This is a genomic window from Cellulosimicrobium sp. KWT-B (assembly GCF_002127155.1).
Classification (GTDB): domain Bacteria; phylum Actinomycetota; class Actinomycetes; order Actinomycetales; family Cellulomonadaceae; genus Cellulosimicrobium; species Cellulosimicrobium funkei.
Genome location: NZ_NEDO01000008.1, coordinates 40,898 through 58,016, shown reverse-complemented (window position 1 = coordinate 58,016; position 17,119 = coordinate 40,898). Strand labels below are relative to the sequence as shown.

The 17,119-nt window shown below is 74.6% G+C and carries 13 protein-coding genes; 8 read left to right on the top strand and 5 right to left on the bottom strand.

What is annotated here, in order from left to right:
* Positions 1-97 precede the first annotated feature (97 nt).
* From thiD to B9L22_RS19310, 3 genes are all read left to right on the top strand, one after another.
* Positions 98-916: a bifunctional hydroxymethylpyrimidine kinase/phosphomethylpyrimidine kinase gene (gene thiD / locus B9L22_RS19320; protein WP_086151559.1), complete on the top strand. Its 819-nt coding sequence runs from the start codon at positions 98-100 to the stop codon at positions 914-916.
* Between the two features lie 261 nt (positions 917-1,177).
* Positions 1,178-3,787 carry a phosphoenolpyruvate carboxylase gene (locus tag B9L22_RS19315; RefSeq protein ID WP_233140257.1) on the top strand — a complete coding sequence of 870 codons (2,610 nt, stop codon included), beginning with the start codon at positions 1,178-1,180 and terminating at the stop codon, positions 3,785-3,787.
* A 326-nt stretch (positions 3,788-4,113) separates the two neighbouring features.
* Entirely contained in the window at positions 4,114-4,479 is a 366-nt protein-coding gene (locus B9L22_RS19310) for an STAS domain-containing protein (RefSeq protein ID WP_021482430.1), read from the top strand.
* A gap of 52 nt (positions 4,480-4,531) precedes the next feature.
* On the opposite strand, the gene ppgK is transcribed toward B9L22_RS19310, so the two are convergent.
* Positions 4,532-5,329, bottom strand: a complete 798-nt coding sequence (gene ppgK / locus B9L22_RS19305) for a polyphosphate--glucose phosphotransferase (RefSeq protein ID WP_021482429.1) — start codon at positions 5,327-5,329, stop codon at positions 4,532-4,534.
* Positions 5,326-6,231 carry a type I methionyl aminopeptidase gene (gene map, locus B9L22_RS19300; protein WP_086151558.1) on the bottom strand — a complete coding sequence of 302 codons (906 nt, stop codon included), beginning with the start codon at positions 6,229-6,231 and terminating at the stop codon, positions 5,326-5,328. The genes ppgK and map overlap by 4 nt, the downstream gene beginning before the upstream one ends.
* Before the next feature lie 69 nt (positions 6,232-6,300).
* Here map and B9L22_RS19295 point away from each other — a divergent pair, with 69 nt between their 5' ends.
* Positions 6,301-6,522 carry a hypothetical protein gene (locus B9L22_RS19295; protein WP_086151557.1) on the top strand — a complete coding sequence of 74 codons (222 nt, stop codon included), beginning with the start codon at positions 6,301-6,303 and terminating at the stop codon, positions 6,520-6,522.
* Entirely contained in the window at positions 6,519-7,436 is a 918-nt protein-coding gene (locus B9L22_RS19290; RefSeq protein WP_158097230.1) for an N-acetylmuramoyl-L-alanine amidase, read from the top strand. The genes B9L22_RS19295 and B9L22_RS19290 overlap by 4 nt, the downstream gene beginning before the upstream one ends.
* A 21-nt stretch (positions 7,437-7,457) precedes the next feature.
* Here B9L22_RS19290 and panB read toward each other — a convergent pair whose 3' ends face one another.
* Complete coding sequence (panB, locus tag B9L22_RS19285; RefSeq protein WP_034653916.1) at positions 7,458-8,306, bottom strand: 3-methyl-2-oxobutanoate hydroxymethyltransferase; 849 nt, start codon at positions 8,304-8,306, stop codon at positions 7,458-7,460.
* 55 nt (positions 8,307-8,361) lie between these two features.
* Positions 8,362-10,065 (bottom strand): NAD+ synthase, encoded by a 1,704-nt coding sequence (locus tag B9L22_RS19280; RefSeq protein WP_076405461.1) that lies wholly within the window; start codon positions 10,063-10,065, stop codon positions 8,362-8,364.
* A 117-nt stretch (positions 10,066-10,182) separates the two neighbouring features.
* Between B9L22_RS19280 and glnA the strand changes: the two genes are divergently transcribed.
* Both glnA and B9L22_RS19270 read left to right on the top strand, forming a co-directional pair.
* A complete protein-coding gene (glnA, locus tag B9L22_RS19275; protein ID WP_021483141.1) occupies positions 10,183-11,520 on the top strand; it encodes a type I glutamate--ammonia ligase in 1,338 nt (445 codons plus the stop codon).
* Positions 11,517-14,672 carry a bifunctional [glutamine synthetase] adenylyltransferase/[glutamine synthetase]-adenylyl-L-tyrosine phosphorylase gene (locus B9L22_RS19270; RefSeq protein WP_086151555.1) on the top strand — a complete coding sequence of 1,052 codons (3,156 nt, stop codon included), beginning with the start codon at positions 11,517-11,519 and terminating at the stop codon, positions 14,670-14,672. Before glnA ends, B9L22_RS19270 begins: the two co-directional genes overlap by 4 nt.
* A 20-nt stretch (positions 14,673-14,692) precedes the next feature.
* On the opposite strand, the gene B9L22_RS19265 is transcribed toward B9L22_RS19270, so the two are convergent.
* Positions 14,693-15,400, bottom strand: coding sequence for an NADPH-dependent F420 reductase (locus B9L22_RS19265; protein ID WP_086151554.1), 708 nt, complete (start codon positions 15,398-15,400; stop codon positions 14,693-14,695).
* Between the two features lie 23 nt (positions 15,401-15,423).
* Between B9L22_RS19265 and B9L22_RS19260 the strand changes: the two genes are divergently transcribed.
* Entirely contained in the window at positions 15,424-17,019 is a 1,596-nt protein-coding gene (locus tag B9L22_RS19260; protein ID WP_233140253.1) for an SLC13 family permease, read from the top strand.
* The last annotated feature ends 100 nt before the right edge of the window (positions 17,020-17,119 follow it).

Below are 17,119 nucleotides of genomic sequence, written 5' to 3'. Positions count from 1 at the left end.
CACCCGCCGCGGAGACGCCGGTCCGCCGGCGCGTCCGCCCGCCTCTCCCGGCACCACCGGGAGGACGGGCCCCGTCCTACTCGTGCCGAGGAGCACCATGTCGCACCACGACTCGCACACGCCTCCGCTCGCCTACGTCATCGCCGGTTCCGAGGCCACCGGCGGCGCCGGCATCCAGGCCGACCTGAAGACGTTCCAGGAGCTCGGCGCCTACGGCGTCGGCACGCTCACGTGCATCGTCTCGTTCGACCCGAAGAACGAGTGGGGCCACCGCTTCGTCCCCGTGGACCCGCAGGTGATCGCCGACCAGTTCGAGGCGGCGACGGTCACGCACGAGCCCTCGGTCGTGAAGATCGGCATGCTCGGCACGCCCGCGACGATCGACGTCGTCGCCGAGTCGCTGCGCTCGCGCACGTGGGAGCACGTCGTGCTCGACCCGGTCCTCATCTGCAAGGGCCAGGAGCCCGGTGCCGCCCTCGACACCGACACGGCGCTGCGCGCGCAGGTCCTCCCGCTCGCGACCGTCGTCACGCCCAACCTCTTCGAGACGCGCACGCTCGCGGGCGTCGAGTCGATCGAGACGGTCGAGGAGCTGGTCGAGGCGGCGCGCAAGGTCCAGGCGCTCGGCCCGCGCGCCGTCGTCGCGAAGGGCGGCGTCGAGCTGCCCGGCCCCGACGCGGTCGACGTCCTGGTCGACGGCGACGAGGTGCACGTGCTGCGCACCCCGAAGATCGGCGAGGAGCGCGTGAGCGGGGCCGGCTGCACGTTCGCCGCCGCGATCACAGCGGAGCTCGCGAAGGGCGCCTCCGTGCTCGACGCCGCGCGCGTCGCCAAGGACGTCGTCACCGCCTCCATCGAGGACCGCGTGGCCTCGAACGCGCCGTTCGACGCGGTACGGGTCGGCGCGCGCCGCTGACCTCCTGCGGTGCGCCCGGGCTGCGGCCTCACGACCCCGGGCCGACCCGTGCTCGACCAGCGATCACCCCTCGGACGTCTCGACGTCCCCTGACGGTCAAGGAATACTCTCGTCACCGTGAACGACCTCTCCCCTTCGGAACTGTCCCCGTCCCCGGGTGCTGCCGACGGCCCCGACCGGGTCTCCGCCGACGTCTCCGACCTCCCCGACGACACCGGGCACGCCGGGCGCGGCCTCGCGCGCCACGACGTCCCGGGCCCGCTGCGCGACGACGTCCGCCTGCTCGGCGGCCTGCTGGGCACCGTGCTGCGCGAGACGGGCGGCCAGGACCTGCTCGACGACGTCGAGCGGCTCCGCGAGCTCTCGATCCGTGCGTACGACGACCGGTCGGGCGCGGTGCTCGCCGAGGCCGAGGCGCTCGTCGAGGGCCTGTCCATGGCGCGCGCCGAGCAGGTCGCCCGGGCCTTCACGTGCTACTTCCACCTCGCGAACCTCGCGGAGGAGAACCACCGCGTGCGCGTCCTGCGCGAGCGCGAGGCGGAGTTCGCGACCCGCGCCACGACGCCCGACGACTCGCTGCCCGAGGCGTTCGAGCAGCTCGTCGGCGAGGTCGGGCGCGAGGAGGCGCTGCGCCGGCTGCGTCGCCTCGAGTTCCGCCCCGTGCTCACCGCGCACCCCACGGAGGCGCGCCGTCGTGCGGTCTCCGGCGCGGTGCGGCGCATCGCGACGCTCCTCGACGAGCGGGACGCGCAGCGCCTCGGCGGCACGTCGCTCGCGGAGAACGAGCGTCGTCTCCTCGCCGAGATCGACACGATGTGGCGCACCGCCCCCATCCGCGAGCACAAGCCGTCGGTCCTCGACGAGGTGAAGACGGCGCTCGGCGTGTTCGACGCGACGATGTTCGACACGTTCCCCACCGTCTACCGCCGCCTGGACGACTGGCTGCTGGGCGACGAGGCGGGGCGCGAGGAGCCGCTCGTGCGGCCGTTCGTCAGCCTGGGCACGTGGATCGGCGGCGACCGCGACGGCAACCCGAACGTCACGGCCGACGTCACGCGCCAGGCCGCGGCGATCGCCGCCGACCACGCGCTCGCGGCGCTCGAGCAGCAGGCGCGCGCCGTCGGGCGCAAGCTCACGCTCGACCAGGACGGCACGCCGCCGTCGGACGGCCTGCGCGCCCTGTGGGAGCGCCAGCGCCGGCTCTCGGAGGCGGTCACCGTCGCCGCGTCGGAGGCGTCGCCGCGCGAGCCGCACCGTGCGGTCCTGCTCGTCGTCGCGGACCGCATCGCCGCGACGCGGGCCCGCAACGCCGACCTCGCCTACCCGAACGCCGAGCAGCTCGAGTCCGACCTGCGGGTCGTCCAGGAGTCGCTCGTCGCGGCGGGCGCGCCCCGCGCGGCGTACGGGGACCTGCAGCAGCTCGTGTGGCAGGTCGAGACGTTCGGGTTCCACCTCGCGGAGCTCGAGGTGCGCCAGCACTCCCAGGTCCACGAGGGGGCGCTCGCCGAGATCGCGGAGAAGGGCCTGCACGGCGACCTCTCCGACCGTACGCGCGAGGTGCTCGACACATTCCGCGCGCTCGGCGCGGTCCAGCAGCGCTACGGGATCCGTGCCGCACGCCGCTACATCGTGTCGTTCACGCAGAAGCCGGAGCACCTGGCCGCGGTGTACGAGCTCGCGGAGCTCGCGTTCGAGGGCTCCGACGAGGCGCCCGTGGTCGACGCGATCCCGCTGTTCGAGACCTTCGCCGACCTCCGGGCGAGCGTCGACATCCTCGAGTCCATGCTCACGCTGCCGCAGGTGCAGCGCCGGCTCGCCGAGAACGGGCGCCGCGTCGAGGTCATGCTCGGCTACTCGGACTCGTCGAAGGACGTCGGCCCGGTGTCCGCGACCCTCGCCCTGCACGACGCGCAGAGCCGCATCGCGCAGTGGGCCGAGCGCCACGACATCACGCTCACGCTGTTCCACGGCCGCGGCGGTGCCCTCGGCCGCGGCGGCGGCCCGGCCAACCGTGCCGTGCTCGCCCAGCCCCCAGGCTCGGTCGACGGCCGCTTCAAGCTCACCGAGCAGGGCGAGGTCATCCTCGCGCGCTACGGCGACCCGACGATCGCGTCGCGCCACATCGAGCAGGTCGCCGCGGCGACGCTGCTCGCGTCGGCGCCGTCGACGGAGAAGCGCAACGCCGAGGCGACCGAGCGCTACCGCGACCTCGCGGCCGCGCTCGACGAGTCGTCGCGCCGCCGGTTCCACGAGCTGGTGCGCGCGGACGGGTTCCCCCAGTGGTTCTCGCAGGTGACCCCGCTCGAGGAGGTCGGCCTCCTGCCGATCGGCTCCCGCCCGGCACGTCGCGGCCTGTCGGTCTCGTCGCTCGACGACCTGCGCGCGATCCCGTGGGTGTTCTCCTGGTCGCAGGCGCGCATCAACCTCGCAGGCTGGTACGGGCTCGGCACGGCGCTGCGCGAGTTCGGCGACCTCGAGCTGCTGCGCGAGGCGCACCGCGAGTGGCCGCTCTTCGCGACGCTGCTGGACAACGTCGAGATGTCGCTCGCCAAGACGGACGAGCGCATCGCCGAGCGGTACCTCGCGCTCGGGGACCGCGACGACCTCGCGCAGGCGATCCTCGACGAGCTGCGCCTCACGCGCGAGCAGGTCCTCGCGGTGACGGAGAACGCGTGGCCGCTCGCCGGCCGGCGCGTGCTGGGCCGCGCGGTCCAGCTCCGCAGCCCGTACGTCGACGCGCTCTCGCTGCTCCAGGTCCGCGCGCTGCGCGGCCTGCGCTCCGGCGCGGAGGGCCCCGTGAAGGACGAGCTTCAGCACCTGCTGCTGCTCACCGTCAACGGGGTCGCGGCCGGCCTGCAGAACACCGGCTGAGGTCCGGCGCCCGCCACGACAGCCGTCACGTCGACCCGAGACCGGGTCCGTGGCGGCCGTCGTCGTCTGGACAGCCGTCCAGTTGTTGAATGAATCCTCAACCATCGCCCGGGTGAACGGCCGCCCACGGGGGTCTGGGTAAAGTCTTCGCCAGAGGCCTACCAGCCGACGCTATCCGTGGGGTACTCTGGCGACGACCGACCACGCCGGAGTCCTGCTGTCGCCCGACGACGTACGAGAGCAGGGGGCCGACAGGTCGGGGCGTCGGGCAGGAGGCGCGGCACTCGTCGGGGTGGGCGAGGCAAGGCGGGACGAAGGGCGGGGCAGTGTTGGTACAGGAGCTCGAACGCAGCGACACCGGGGCAGGGACGGGCGGCATCCGGCTGCTCGAGGAACGCGACGCGAGCGTCGTGGACATGTGGGGCGAGATCGACGTCGCCCTGCGCAGCGAGGCGAGCGCCGCGCTCGCCAACGCTCTCGAACGCGACGTACCCGTGGTCATCGACACGTCCAAGGTGACGTTCATGGACTCGACGGGCATCGCGTTCCTCGTGCAGTTCTACACGATCGGCTCCGAGGAGGGGCTGTCCGTGACGCTGCGCAACCCGCCGACGGTCGTCACGGACGTCCTCGAGATGCTCGGCGTCATCGAGATCTTCGGCACCGAGCACCACGAGGTCAGCCCGGCCTGACGGCACCGGCGAGCCCGGCCCCTCCGGACCGGGCTCGCGCCATGGGCGATCGTCAGACGGCGTCGGCCGCGAGCGACGCGGCACCCACGATCCCGGCCGCGTTGCGCAGCTGGGCGGGCACGATCGGCGCCCGCAGGTGCAGCAGCGGCAGGAAGTGCTCGTGCTTCTTGCTCACGCCGCCGCCCACGACGATGAGGTCGGGCGAGAACAGGTCCTCGACGACCCCGAAGTAGCGCTGGAGCCGCTCGGCCCACTGCGCCCAGTCGAGGTCCTCGCGGTCGCGCGCGGCGTCGGAGGCCCGGGTCTCGGCGTCGTACCCGTCGATCTCCAGGTGCCCGAGCTCCGTGTTGGGGAGCAGGTGGCCCTCGACGAGGATCGCGCTGCCGATGCCGGTGCCGAGCGTCGCGACGAGCACGACCCCGTCCGCGTCGCGCGCGGCGCCGTAGCGCACCTCGCCCACGCCCGCGGCGTCGGCGTCGTTGACGGCGACGACGTGCCGTCCCGTCTCGCGCGCGACGAGCGCCGGGAGGTCGACGCCCGTCCACGACTTGTCGAGGTTCGCGATGAACCGCACGACGCCGTGCTGGAGCGGGGCGGGGAACGCGACGCCGATCGGCACGTCCTGCGGGAGGTCGTAGGCGCCCACGAGCTCGGCGATCACCTCCGCGACGGCCTGCGGCGTCGACGGCTGGGGGGTGGGGATGCGGTGCCGCTCCTGCGCGAACTCGCCCGTGGCGAGGTCGACCGGGGCGCCCTTGATGCCGCTGCCGCCGACGTCGATGCCGAAGGCGGTGCGGGGGCGCGGGCGGTCCGCGGGGGGTGCGGCGTGCGAGTCCTGGTGGGCGTTCATGGCAGTGTGAGGATCTCCGCTCCGTCGTCGGTCACCAGCAGCGTGTGCTCGAACTGCGCGGTCCGCGAGGCGTCCGCGGTGACTACCGTCCACCCGTCGTCCCACATCCGCCACTCGGACGTGCCGAGGGTGAGCATGGGCTCGATGGTGAAGACCATCCCGGGCTCGATCACGGTCGCGTGGTCGGGCGCCGCGTCGTAGTGCGGCACGACGAGCCCCGAGTGGAACGCGCGCCCCACGCCGTGGCCCGTGTACTCGCGCACGACCCCGTACCCGAAGCGGGCGGCGTAGCGCTCGATGACGCGACCGACGACGTTGATCTGGCGGCCGGGCGCGACGGCCTTGATGCCGCGCGCGAGCGCCTCGCGCGTGCGCTCGACGAGCAGCGCCGACTCCGGGTCCACCTCGCCGACGGTGAAGGTGGCGTTCGTGTCGCCGTGCACGCCGCCCACGTAGGCGGTGATGTCGACGTTGACGATGTCGCCCTCGACGAGCTCGGTGGAGTCTGGGATGCCGTGGCACACGACCTCGTTGAGGGAGGTGCACAGCGACTTGGGGAACCCGCGGTAGCCGAGCGTCGACGGGTAGGCGCCGTGGTCGAGGAGGAACTCGTGGCCCACGCGGTCGAGCTCGTCCGTCGTGATGCCGGGGGCGACGTGGCGCCCGACCTCGACGAGCGCCTGCGCCGCGACGCGCGAGGCCACCCGGATGCGCTCGACGGTCGCGGGGTCGTTGACCTCACTGCCCTGGAAGGGCCGCGGTCCCGGCCGGCCCACGTACTCGGGGCGCTCGATCGTCGTCGGGACTTGCCGCTGCGGCCCCACGACGCCCGGCGTCAGGGGGCCGCGGCGCCCGGGGCGTGGGGGAGCGGCGGCGTCGGGCGGGACGGGGGCGGTGCTCATGGTCGCCAGTCTACGAACGCGCGGGCGACGTGGGCGGCCGGCCGGGCCGGGATGGGGGAGGATCGAGGCATGAGCACCGGATCACGCTTCAGCGACGACGGCGAGCCCGCGGCCACGGACGGGTACTACTACGACACGCGCACCGGCGAGGTGTACCGCGGCCCGAGCGCGTCGTGGTCGCACCGCATGGGGCCGTACCCGACGCGCGAGGCCGCTGAGAAGGCCCTGGAGACGGCGCGCGAGCGGACGGACGCCTGGGACGAGGAAGACCGCCGCGAGCGCGAGGAGTGACCCACGCCCCGCCGCCCGGCCCGCGCCGGGTGTGGTCGGGCCGTCTCGGCCTGCTCCTCGCCGGGCTGGCGGTGGGCGCGCTGACGTTCCTCGTCGCGCTGCAGGTCCGCGCCGTGTCGGGGGCCGGCCCGACGACGGTCACCCCCTCGGGCGGTGCCGTGCCGGCCGCGCCCGAGCCCGCGCCGTCGACGGCGTCGCCCGACCCGACCGCCACGGAGACCGGGCCGGCGCCCCCGCTCGCGGGCGTGACGGTCGCCGTCGACCCGGGGCACAACGGCGGGAACGGGGCGAACCCGCTCGTCGTGAACGCGCCCGTCCCCGACGGCCGGGGCGACACGAAGGCGTGCAACACGGTGGGGACGTCCACGGACTCGGGCTACCCGGAGCACGCGTTCACGTGGGACGTGGCGGGGCGGCTCGCGGCACGCCTGACCGAGCTGGGCGCCGTCGTCGTGCTCACGCGCCCCGACGACGCGGGCGTGGGCCCGTGCGTCGACGCGCGCGGCCGGTTCCCGCAGGAGAACGACGCGGACGTGCTCGTCTCGCTCCACGCGAACGGCACGGAGGACCGCCGCGCGCACGGGTTCTTCGCGATCGTGTCCGACCCGCCCGTGGACGAGGCCCAGGGGGAGCCGAGCGTCGCGCTCGCGCACGAGCTCGTGGCCGCGCTGACGGCGGCCGGGTTCGCGCCGTCGTCGTCGGTCGCGGCCGACGACGGCCCCGTCCAGCGGCGCGCCGACCTGGCGACGCTCAACCACGCCGAGCGGCCGGCCGTGATGCTCGAGCTGGGGGAGATGCGCAACCCCGAGGAGGCCGCGGTCATGGAGTCGGAGGAGGGGCGCCAGCGCTACGCGGACGCCGTCGCGAGCGGCGTCGCCGCGTGGGTCGCCGACGGCGGTGCGGGCGCGGGGTGACCCGGCGCCCGCGCCGGGTGCTCAGCGGGCGAAGCTGTGAGCGTCGTCGGGGAAGGTCCCGCCGCGCACGTCGGCGGCGTAGTCGGCCGCCGCCTGGCCGAGCGCGGCGCCGATCTCGGCGTAGCGCTTGGCGAACCGGGGCGACCAGTCCGTCATCCCGGCCATGTCGGTCCAGACGAGCACCTGGCCGTCGCACGCGGCGCCCGCGCCGATGCCGATGGTGGGGATGCGCAGGATCTCGGTGACGCGCGCGGCCACCTCGACCGGCACCATCTCGAGCACGACCGCGACGGCGCCCGCCTCGGCCACGGCGAGCGCGTCCTCGCTGAGGCGCTCCGCGGCGTCGTCGCCCCGCCCCTGGACGCGCGGGCCGCCGAGCAGGTTCTCGGACTGCGGCGTGAAGCCGAGGTGCCCGACGACGGGGATGCCCGCGTCCGTGAGCGCCTGGATCTGCGCCGCGACGCGGCGGCCGCCCTCGAGCTTGACCGCGCTCACGCCCGTCTCCTTGAGGAACCGGACGCCGGTGGCGAGCGCCTGCTCGGGGCCCGCCTCGTACGAGCCGAACGGCAGGTCCACGACGGTGAACGCGCGGCGCGCGGCGCGCGCGACGGCGCGGGCCGGGGGGATGAGGTCGTCGACCGTGACGGGCAGGGTCGACGCGTGCCCGTGCATCGTGTTGCCGATCGAGTCGCCGACGAGCAGCATGTCGATCCCCGCGTCGTCGAAGATGCGCGCGGTCACCGCGTCGTAGGCGGTGAGCATGGTGATCTTCTCGCCGCGCGTCTTGGCCTCGGCGAGGTGGTGCACGCGGACGCGGCGCGGTCCCGTGCCGCCGGTCGCGGCGGGCTCGGGGGCGGTGTGAGCAGACATGACGGCCTTTCCTGGGTGCGGGAGGGGGCGGACGGCGCGCGGGGTGCCGGCGTCGTCAGGCGAGCGGCTCGCGCCAGCGGTTCGTGATCGGCAGACGGCGGTCGCGGCCGAACGCGAGCGCCGTGACCTTCGGGCCCGGCGGGTACTGCCGGCGCTTCCACTCGGCGCGGTCGACGAGCGTGACGACCTTGTCGACGACCTCGGGGTCGAACCCGCGGGCGAGGAGCTCGGCGCGGCCCTCGGCGTGCTCGATGTAGGCGTCGAGGACCTCGTCGAGCAGGTCGTAGGGCGGCAGCGAGTCCTGGTCGGTCTGGCCGGGGCGCAGCTCCGCCGACGGCGGCTTGGTGATCGACGACTCCGGGATGGGCGGGATCTCGCCGCGGTCGAGCGCGGCGTTGTTGCGCCAGCGCGCGAGCTGCCACACGCGCGACTTGTCGACGTCCTTGAGCGGCGCGAACCCGCCGATGCTGCCCGCGTCGTAGATCGTGGCGTACCCCGTCGCGAGCTCGGACTTGTTGCCCGGCGCGATGACGAGGTGACCCTCGCGGTTGGAGATCGCCATGAGGATCACGCCGCGCACGCGCGCCTGGAGGTTCTCCTCCGCGACGCCCTCCAGTGCGAGCTCGCCCTGGAACGCCTCGACCATGGGCGCGATGGGCTGGACGCGGTAGTCCGCGCCGAGCCGCTTCGCGAGGTCGGCCGCGTCGTCCTTGCTGTGGTCCGACGAGTACCGCGACGGCATCGAGACGCCGACGACGTTCTCGCCCCCGATCGCGTCCGCGGCGACGGCGGCGGTGAGCGCCGAGTCGATGCCGCCCGAGACGCCGAGGACGACCGAGCGGAAGCCGTTCTTGCGCACGTAGCCCGCGAGGCCCGTCACGCACGCCCGGTACACCTCCTCGTCCGGGTGCAGCTCCGGGGCGCGCGGCCCGCGCGGGGCGCCGTCGGCGGGGAGCTCCCAAACGAGCAGGTCCTCCACGAACTGCGGTGACGAGGCGACCACCGTGCCCGCGGCGTCGGTGACGAACGAGCCGCCGTCGAACACGAGGTCGTCCTGGCCGCCCACGAGGTTCACGTACGCGACCGGGGCGCTCACCTCGCGCGCGCGGCGCGCGGCGAGGTCCGTGCGGACGTGTCCCTTGCCCTCCTCGTACGGCGAGCCGTTGAGCACGAGCAGCAGGTCGAGCCCGTTCCCCGCCTCGTCGAGCGTCGCCATCTCCGCGACGGGGCCGCCGTCCTGCCAGATGTCCTCGCAGATCGCGATGCCGACGCGGCGCCCCTCGACCTCGACGACCGTCGTCGTCTCGCCGGGCGCGAAGATGCGGAACTCGTCGAACACGCCGTAGTTGGGCAGGTGGTGCTTGTCGTACGCGGCCTGCACGGCGCCGTCGCGCAGCACGACGGCGCGGTTGGTCGGGAGGTCGGCGGGGGAGCCCGAGGCCTCGCGCTCCGCGGCGCCCGCACCGCGGGGCGCGCCCGAGGTGCCCACGGTGCCGAGCACGACGGTGACCGCGCCCAGCCCCTCGGCGTCGAGCCGCGCCGCGATGTCCGCGGCGGCGTCCCACGCCGCGCGCCGGAACGACGCCCGCAGCGCGAGGTCCTCGATCGGGTAGCCGGTGAGGGTCATCTCCGGGAAGGCGACGAGCTGCGCGCCCGCGGCCGCGGCCTCCCGGGTGCGCTCGAGGACCAGGGCGGCGTTGCCGTCGAGGTCCCCCACGCACGTGTCGACCTGTGCCAGCGCGACGCGCAGATCAGCCATGCGTCCACCCTAGACGAGCAGGGCGGACGGCTCGTCCGGGGTGGACGCCGCGCGGCACGACGTCCAGGACACGACCGTGTCACCCGTTCGTCACACGGATCAGGCAGGATGTACCGCATGGACAGGCAGCAGGAGTTCGTGCTCCGCACGGTCGAGGAGCGCGACATCCGCTTCATCCGGCTCTGGTTCACCGACGTGCTCGGCATGCTCAAGTCGGTGGCGATCGCGCCGGCGGAGCTCGAGTCGGCGTTCGCCGAGGGGATCGGGTTCGACGGCAGCTCGATCGAGGGCCTCACGCGCGTGTACGAGGCCGACATGATCGCCAAGCCGGACCCGACCACGTTCCAGGTGCTGCCGTGGCGCGGCGAGCGGCACGGCACCGCCCGCATGTTCTGCGACATCCTCACGCCCGACGGCGAGCCGTCCCTCGCGGACAGCCGCAACGTCCTCAAGCGTGCGCTCGCCCGGGCGAGCGACAAGGGGTTCACGTTCTACACGCACCCCGAGGTCGAGTTCTACCTGTTCAACCAGCCGGCCGACGCCGGGTCGCCGCTCGTCCCCGTCGACCAGGGCGGGTACTTCGACCACCTCGCGCGCGGGAGCACGCACGACTTCCGGCGCGCCGCGATCACGATGCTCGAGTCCATGGGCATCTCGGTCGAGTTCTCCCACCACGAGGCCGGGCCGGGGCAGAACGAGATCGACCTGCGCTACGCCGACGCGCTGACGACGGCCGACAACCTCATGACGTTCCGCACGGTCGTCAAGGAGGTCGCGCTCGAGCAGGGCGTGTTCGCGTCGTTCATGCCCAAGCCGATGGCCGACCACCCCGGCTCGGGCATGCACACGCACCTGTCGCTCTTCGAGGGCGACCGCAACGCGTTCCACGAGCCCGGCGCCCAGTTCGAGCTGTCCAAGACGGCGCGCCAGTTCATCGCGGGCCTGCTCGTCCACGCCGCCGAGATCACCGCGATCACCAACCAGTACGTGAACTCGTACAAGCGCCTGTGGGGCGGGGCCGAGGCCCCCAGCTACGTGTGCTGGGGCCACAACAACCGCTCCGCGCTCGTGCGCGTCCCCATGTACAAGCCGGGCAAGGGCAACTCGAGCCGCGTGGAGTACCGCGCGCTCGACTCGGCCACCAACCCGTACCTGGCGTTCGCCGTCATGCTGGCCGCCGGGCTCAAGGGCATCGAGGAGGGCTACGAGCTCCCCGAGGAGACCGAGGACGACGTCTGGGAGCTCACCGACGCGGAGCGTCGTGCGCTCGGCATCAAGCCGCTCCCGCAGTCGCTCGACGAGGCGATCCGCATCATGGAGGGCTCCGAGCTCGTCGCCGAGACCCTGGGCGAGCACGTGTTCGACTTCGTGCTGCGCAACAAGCGCCAGGAGTGGGACGCGTACCGCGCGCAGGTCACGCCGTTCGAGCTGAAGCGGTTCCTCCAGGTCCTGTGAGCGGGTCCACGACGACGTCCGGTCGGTCCGGCGGGTCCCGCCGGCCCACGCTCACGGGTCGGCTCGCGCGGTTCGGCTTCGCCGACATCACGCGCTCGGCCGGCCTGCTCGCGGACCCGGACCTGGCGCTGCTGCTCGACCCGGGTGCCCGGTCCGTCGACGGTTCCGAGGCCGGCGCCGCCGACCCGGCGGGCGTCGTCGACGACGAGCTGCTCGCCGCGTTCGGCCAGGCCGCCGACCCGGACCTCGCGCTCCTGCAGGTCGTGCGGCTCGCGGGCGCGCTGCGCCCCGACGTCGAGGCGCGCGGTGCGCTCGCGGACCTCGCGCGCGGCACCCTGCGGCCCGGCCCGGCCCGCGACCGCCTCCTCGCGGTGCTCGGGGCGTCGGTCGCGCTCGGCGACGACGTCGTGCGGCGCCCCGCGCTGCTCGAGGTCGTCGCGGACCCGGCGCCGGGCACCGGGGTGGCCGCGGGCGACGTGCGGGCCGAGCTGCTGCGCGCCGTGGGCGCCGACCCGGACGCCGCCGTCCCGGTCGCGGCCGAGCCGGGGCCCGAGCGGGTCGACGCGCTGCGCCGCGCCTACCGCGAGCGGATCCTGCGCATCGCGGCGACCGACCTCACCGTCACCGACCCCCTGACGCGCATGCCCGCGGTCGGTGCGGCCCTGGCCGACCTCGCCGCCGCTGCGCTCGAGGGTGCGCTCGCCGTCGCGCGCGCGGAGCTCGACGACCACGGTGCGGGGGTGCGCCTCGCGATCATCGGCATGGGCAAGTGCGGAGCGCGCGAGCTCAACTACGTCTCCGACGTCGACGTGATCTACGTCGTCGAGCCCGCCGACGGCTTCGACGAGGAGCACGCCACGACCGTGGGGGCGCGCCTCGCGACGAGCCTCGCGCGCGTGTGCTCCGGCACGTCCGGCGAGCCGGCCCTGTGGCAGGTGGACGCCGCGCTGCGCCCCGAGGGCAAGCAGGGGCCGCTCGTGCGCACGCTCGCGAGCCACGTCGCGTACTACGAGCGCTGGGCCAAGACGTGGGAGTTCCAGGCGCTGCTCAAGGCGCGCACCGTCGCGGGCGACCGCGAGCTCGGGCGCGCGTACGAGGAGGCGATCGCCCCGTTCGTGTGGTCGGCGGCGGGCCGCGAGAACTTCGTCGAGGACTCGCAGGCGATGCGCCGCCGCGTCGAGGCGCACGTGCCCGCGGCGGAGGCCGACCGCCAGCTCAAGCTCGGCAAGGGCGGCCTGCGCGACGTCGAGTTCACCGTGCAGCTGCTCCAGCTCGTGCACGGGCGGTCCGACGACTCGATCCGCAGCCGCAGCACCCTCACCGCGCTCGCCGAGCTCGCCGCCGCCGGGTACGTGGGGCGCGAGCACGCGGCCCGGCTCGGCGTCTGCTACCGGTTCCTGCGCTCGCTCGAGCACCGCATCCAGCTCTTCCGGCTCCGGCGCACGCACCTGCTCCCGACGGCCGACGACGAGCTGCGCCGTCTCGCCCGATCGCTCGGCATGCGGACCGAGGGCGCGGCGGGCCTCACCGAGCGGTGGCGCGCGACGCGGCGCGAGGTGCGCGGCCTGCACGAGGAGATCTTCTACCGGCCGCTCCTGCCGGTCGTCGCGCAGCTCTCGCCGGACGAGGTGAGCCTGGCGCCGGAGGCCGCGAAGGCCCGCTTCGCCGCCATCGGCTACCGCGACCCGGCGGGCGCCATGCGGCACGTCACCGCGCTCATCGAGGGCGTGAGCCGCCGCGCTGCCATCCAGCGCCAGCTCCTGCCCGTGATGCTCGGCTGGTTCGCCGAGGGCGCCGACCCGGACGCCGGGCTGCTCGCGTTCCGCACGCTCTCCGAGACGCTCGGCACGACGCACTGGTACCTCCAGCTCCTGCGCGACTCCGGGTCCGCGGCCCAGCGGCTCGCGCACCTCCTGGCGAACTCGCGCTACATGGCCGACGCGCTCGGCCGGTCGCCCGAGTCCGTGCGCTGGCTCGCGGGCGACGCGGACCTCGTCCCGCGCGGCATCGAGCGCCTCGCCGCGGAGACCGACGCGATCCTCACGCGCGCCGACGAGGTCGAGCCGGCCACGGTGAGCCTGCGCGCCGTGCGTCGGCGCGAGCTGGCCCGCACGGGCGCCGCCGAGCTGCTCGGGGTCGTCGACCCGGTCGACGCGGCGCGCAGCATCTCCGACGCGGCGGACGTCGTGCTCGCGGGCGCGCTCCGGGTCGCGGAGTTCGTGGCACGCGACGAGCTCGGGTACGACGCGCCGGACCTGTCGTCCGCGCCGGCGCGCCTGCTCGTCGTCGCGATGGGCCGCCTGGGCGGCCGCGAGATGGGCTACGGCTCGGACGCCGACGTCATGTTCGTGCACGACCCGGCGCCCGGTGCGGCCGGCGACGCCGCCCAGGCGTACGCGCTCGCCGCGGCGACGCGGCTGCGGCAGCTGCTGTCCGCCGTCGGGCCGGAGCCCGCGCTGCCCGTGGACGCCGACCTGCGGCCCGAGGGGCGCAACGGCCCGCTCGTGCGCTCGCTCGCGTCGTACACCGAGTACTACGAGCGCTGGTCCAGCGTGTGGGAGGCGCAGGCGCTCCTGCGCGCGCGACCCGTCGCGGGCGACGTCGCCGGGCTCGGCGAGGCGTTCACGCGCGTCGTGGACGCCCGACGCTACCCGGACGGGGGCCTCGACCTGGCCCACGTGCGCGAGGTGCGGCGCATCAAGGCCCGGGTCGAGGCGGAGCGGCTCCCGCGCGGGGTCGAGGCGTCGCGGCACCTCAAGCTCGGGCGCGGGGGCGTGTCCGACGTCGAGTGGACCGTCCAGCTCCTCCAGCTCCAGCACGCCCACGAGGTGCCCGCGCTGCGGACGACGTCCACGGTGGACGCGCTCGACGCCGCGGTCGACGTCGGGCTCGTCGACCCCGACGACGCCGCGACCCTCGGCGAGGCGTGGCACCTCGCGTCGCGCCTGCGCAGCGCGCTCGTGCTGTGGTCCGGGCGCACGACGGGCACGACGGTGGACGTGCTGCCGCACGACCGCTTCGCGCTCAACGGCCTCGCGCGCGTGCTCGACCTGCCGGGCGTGGACACGGGCGCCGAGCTGGAGGAGCACTACCTCCGCACGGCCCGCCGGGCCCGCACCGTCATGGAGCGCGTCTTCTACGGCGAGGACTGACCGCGGGCCGCGCGGGGCGGTCAGATCGTGCGCGGGGCGCGCGCGAGGTTGGCCCGCAGCTCGTCGGCGTCCTGGCGCGCGACGTACGCCGGGCGGTCGCGCTCGACGCGCCACGACTCCGCGAGCGGGCTCGTGTCGACGGTGTCGAAGCCGAGCTCGTCGTAGAACCGCGCGACCCACGCGGCGGCCTCGGGGAAGTCGCTCGACGTCGCCAGCGCGCGGCGCCCCGGCGTCCCGGCGGGCGTGCCGTCGGTCGTGATGTGCGCCGACTGGATGTGGTTGAACGCCTTCGCGACCTTGGACGACGGCAGGTGCTCCTGGAGCAGGCCCGACGACGTCGCCTCGCCGCGGTCGAGCGCCTCGACGTGGCCGTCGCGCTCCCAGTAGTAGTTGTTCGTGTCGAGCACGATCTTCCCCGCGAGCGGCTCGACCGGGACGTCGCGGTACGCGTGGAACGGCACCGCCACGACGGCCACGTCAGCGGCCCGCGCCGCTTCCTCCGCGGTCGCCGCGCGCGCCCGCGGACCGAGCTCGGCGACGAGGTCGTCGAGCGTGCGGGGGTCGCGCGAGTTCGCGATGACCACGTCGTACCCCTGCCCGACGGCGGCCCGCGCCACCTGGGAACCGATGTTGCCTGCGCCGATGATCCCGAGAGTCGTCATGGTCATCGACAACGCGTCCGCGGCGTCACTATTCCGCACGGCTCGCCGTCCGGGCCGTTGTGGCATCCTGACGTCCGAGAGGGGGCCCCATGATCGATCCGCTGGTCGCCACCTTCGCGATCCTGGCCCTCGCCGTCGTGGGCTTCATGACGAACCGCCTGCCGCTCGTCGTCGTCGCGCTCTTCGTGCCCGTCGCGCTGTGGGCGACGGGCGTGCTCCCGCTCGACGAGGCGCTGGGCGGCTTCAGCGACCCGATCGTGCTCTTCATCGCGTCGCTCTTCGTGCTCAGCGACGCGCTGGACTCGACCGGCGTCACGGCGTGGATCGGGCAGTGGCTCGAGCGGCGCGCGTCGCTCGGGCGTGCGGGCCTGCTCACGCTCATGGTGGGCGTCGCCGCGCTGCTCGCCGCGGTCATCAGCATCAACGGCGCCGTCGCGGCGCTGCTCCCCGTCGCGGTGGTCGCGGCGGCGCGCGCCGGGATCGTGCCGTCGCGCATGCTCGTCCCGCTCGCGTTCGCCGCCGGCGCGGGGTCGCTGCTCACCCTCACGGGGACGCCCGTGAACATCATCGTCTCCGAGGCGGCGGCCGAGGCCGGCGGCCGCGAGTTCGGCTACTTCGAGTTCGCGCTCGTCGGCGTCCCGCTCGTCCTCGCCACCGCGCTGCTCGTCGTGACCCTCGGCGACCGGCTGCTGCCCGAGCGCGTCCCCGAGCACCTCGCCGACACCGCGACCGACCCGCGCGAGCGCGTGCGCTCGTGGCGCGAGAGCTACACGCCCGACCTCGACACGGGTCGCCTGTTCACCGGCGGCACCGGGGTCGTGGAGGTGGTCATCGCACCCCGCTCGACCCTCGTCGGGCGCACCGTCAGCCCGGGCATGACGACACGCGACGAAGGGCTCGTCGTGGTCGCCCTCCGGCGGGGCGAGGCGCACGCGTCGGCGTCCGACGCCGAGCGGGCCTCCGGGACGCTGACCCTCCAGCCGGGCGACGCCGTGCTCGTGCGCGGGCCGTGGGACGCGCTGCACCGGTACACGCAGTCGCCCGACGTGCTCGCGGTCGACTCGGCGCGCAGCCTGCAGCGCGGCGTCCCGCTGAGCCGCGGGTGGCGCCGCTGCCTCGCCGTGCTCGTCGTGACCGTCGTGCTGCTCGCGACGGGCGTCGTGCCGCCCGTCATCGCCGGCCTGCTCGCCGCGGGCGCCCTCGTGGTCGGCGGGGTGGTCACCGTGCCGCAGGCGTTCCGCGCGATCTCGTGGGACACCGTCGTGCTCATCGCGGCGCTCATCCCGCTGTCCGCGGCGTTCGTCTCGTCCGGGGCGGCGGAGGCGATCGCCGGGCTCGTGCTCCGGCTCACGGGCGACGGGTCGCCGCGCCTCGCGCTCCTCGTGGTGTGCGTGCTCACGCTCGTGCTCGGGCAGTTCATCTCGAACGTCGCGACGGTGCTCGTCATGGCCCCCGTCGCGGTGTCGTTCGCGCAGACGCTCGACGTGAGCGTGCTGCCGTTCATGATGGCGCTCACGGTCGTGGGCGCGGCCGCGTTCCTCACCCCGATCGCCACCCCCGTCAACCTCATGGTGCTGCAGCCCGGCGGGTACCGGTTCGGCGACTACTGGCGCCTCGGCCTGCCGCTCGCCCTCGTCTTCCTCGCGGCCGCGGTCCTCTACGTGCCGCTCGTCTGGCCGTTCTGAGCCGCGACCTCGTGACCGTCCTGCGGTCGCCGTGGCACGACGTCGCAGGTCGTGGCACGGTATACCGCGTCGCGCGGGCACCGGGCCCGCGCCGACGTAC

What these genes read in the sequence shown, in the direction of transcription:
- B9L22_RS19280 (WP_076405461.1), bottom strand. Translation starts at nt 10,065, where the DNA reads ATGGCTGATCTGCGCGTCGCGCTGGCACAGGTCGACACGTGCGTGGGG.
- thiD (WP_086151559.1), top strand. Translation starts at nt 98, where the DNA reads ATGTCGCACCACGACTCGCACACGCCTCCGCTCGCCTACGTCATCGCC.
- ppgK (WP_021482429.1), bottom strand. Translation starts at nt 5,329, where the DNA reads ATGAACGCCCACCAGGACTCGCACGCCGCACCCCCCGCGGACCGCCCG.
- B9L22_RS19265 (WP_086151554.1), bottom strand. Translation starts at nt 15,400, where the DNA reads ATGCCACAACGGCCCGGACGGCGAGCCGTGCGGAATAGTGACGCCGCG.
- glnA (WP_021483141.1), top strand. Translation starts at nt 10,183, where the DNA reads ATGGACAGGCAGCAGGAGTTCGTGCTCCGCACGGTCGAGGAGCGCGAC.
- map (WP_086151558.1), bottom strand. Translation starts at nt 6,231, where the DNA reads ATGAGCACCGCCCCCGTCCCGCCCGACGCCGCCGCTCCCCCACGCCCC.
- panB (WP_034653916.1), bottom strand. Translation starts at nt 8,306, where the DNA reads ATGTCTGCTCACACCGCCCCCGAGCCCGCCGCGACCGGCGGCACGGGA.
- B9L22_RS19295 (WP_086151557.1), top strand. Translation starts at nt 6,301, where the DNA reads ATGAGCACCGGATCACGCTTCAGCGACGACGGCGAGCCCGCGGCCACG.
- B9L22_RS19260 (WP_233140253.1), top strand. Translation starts at nt 15,424, where the DNA reads ATGATCGATCCGCTGGTCGCCACCTTCGCGATCCTGGCCCTCGCCGTC.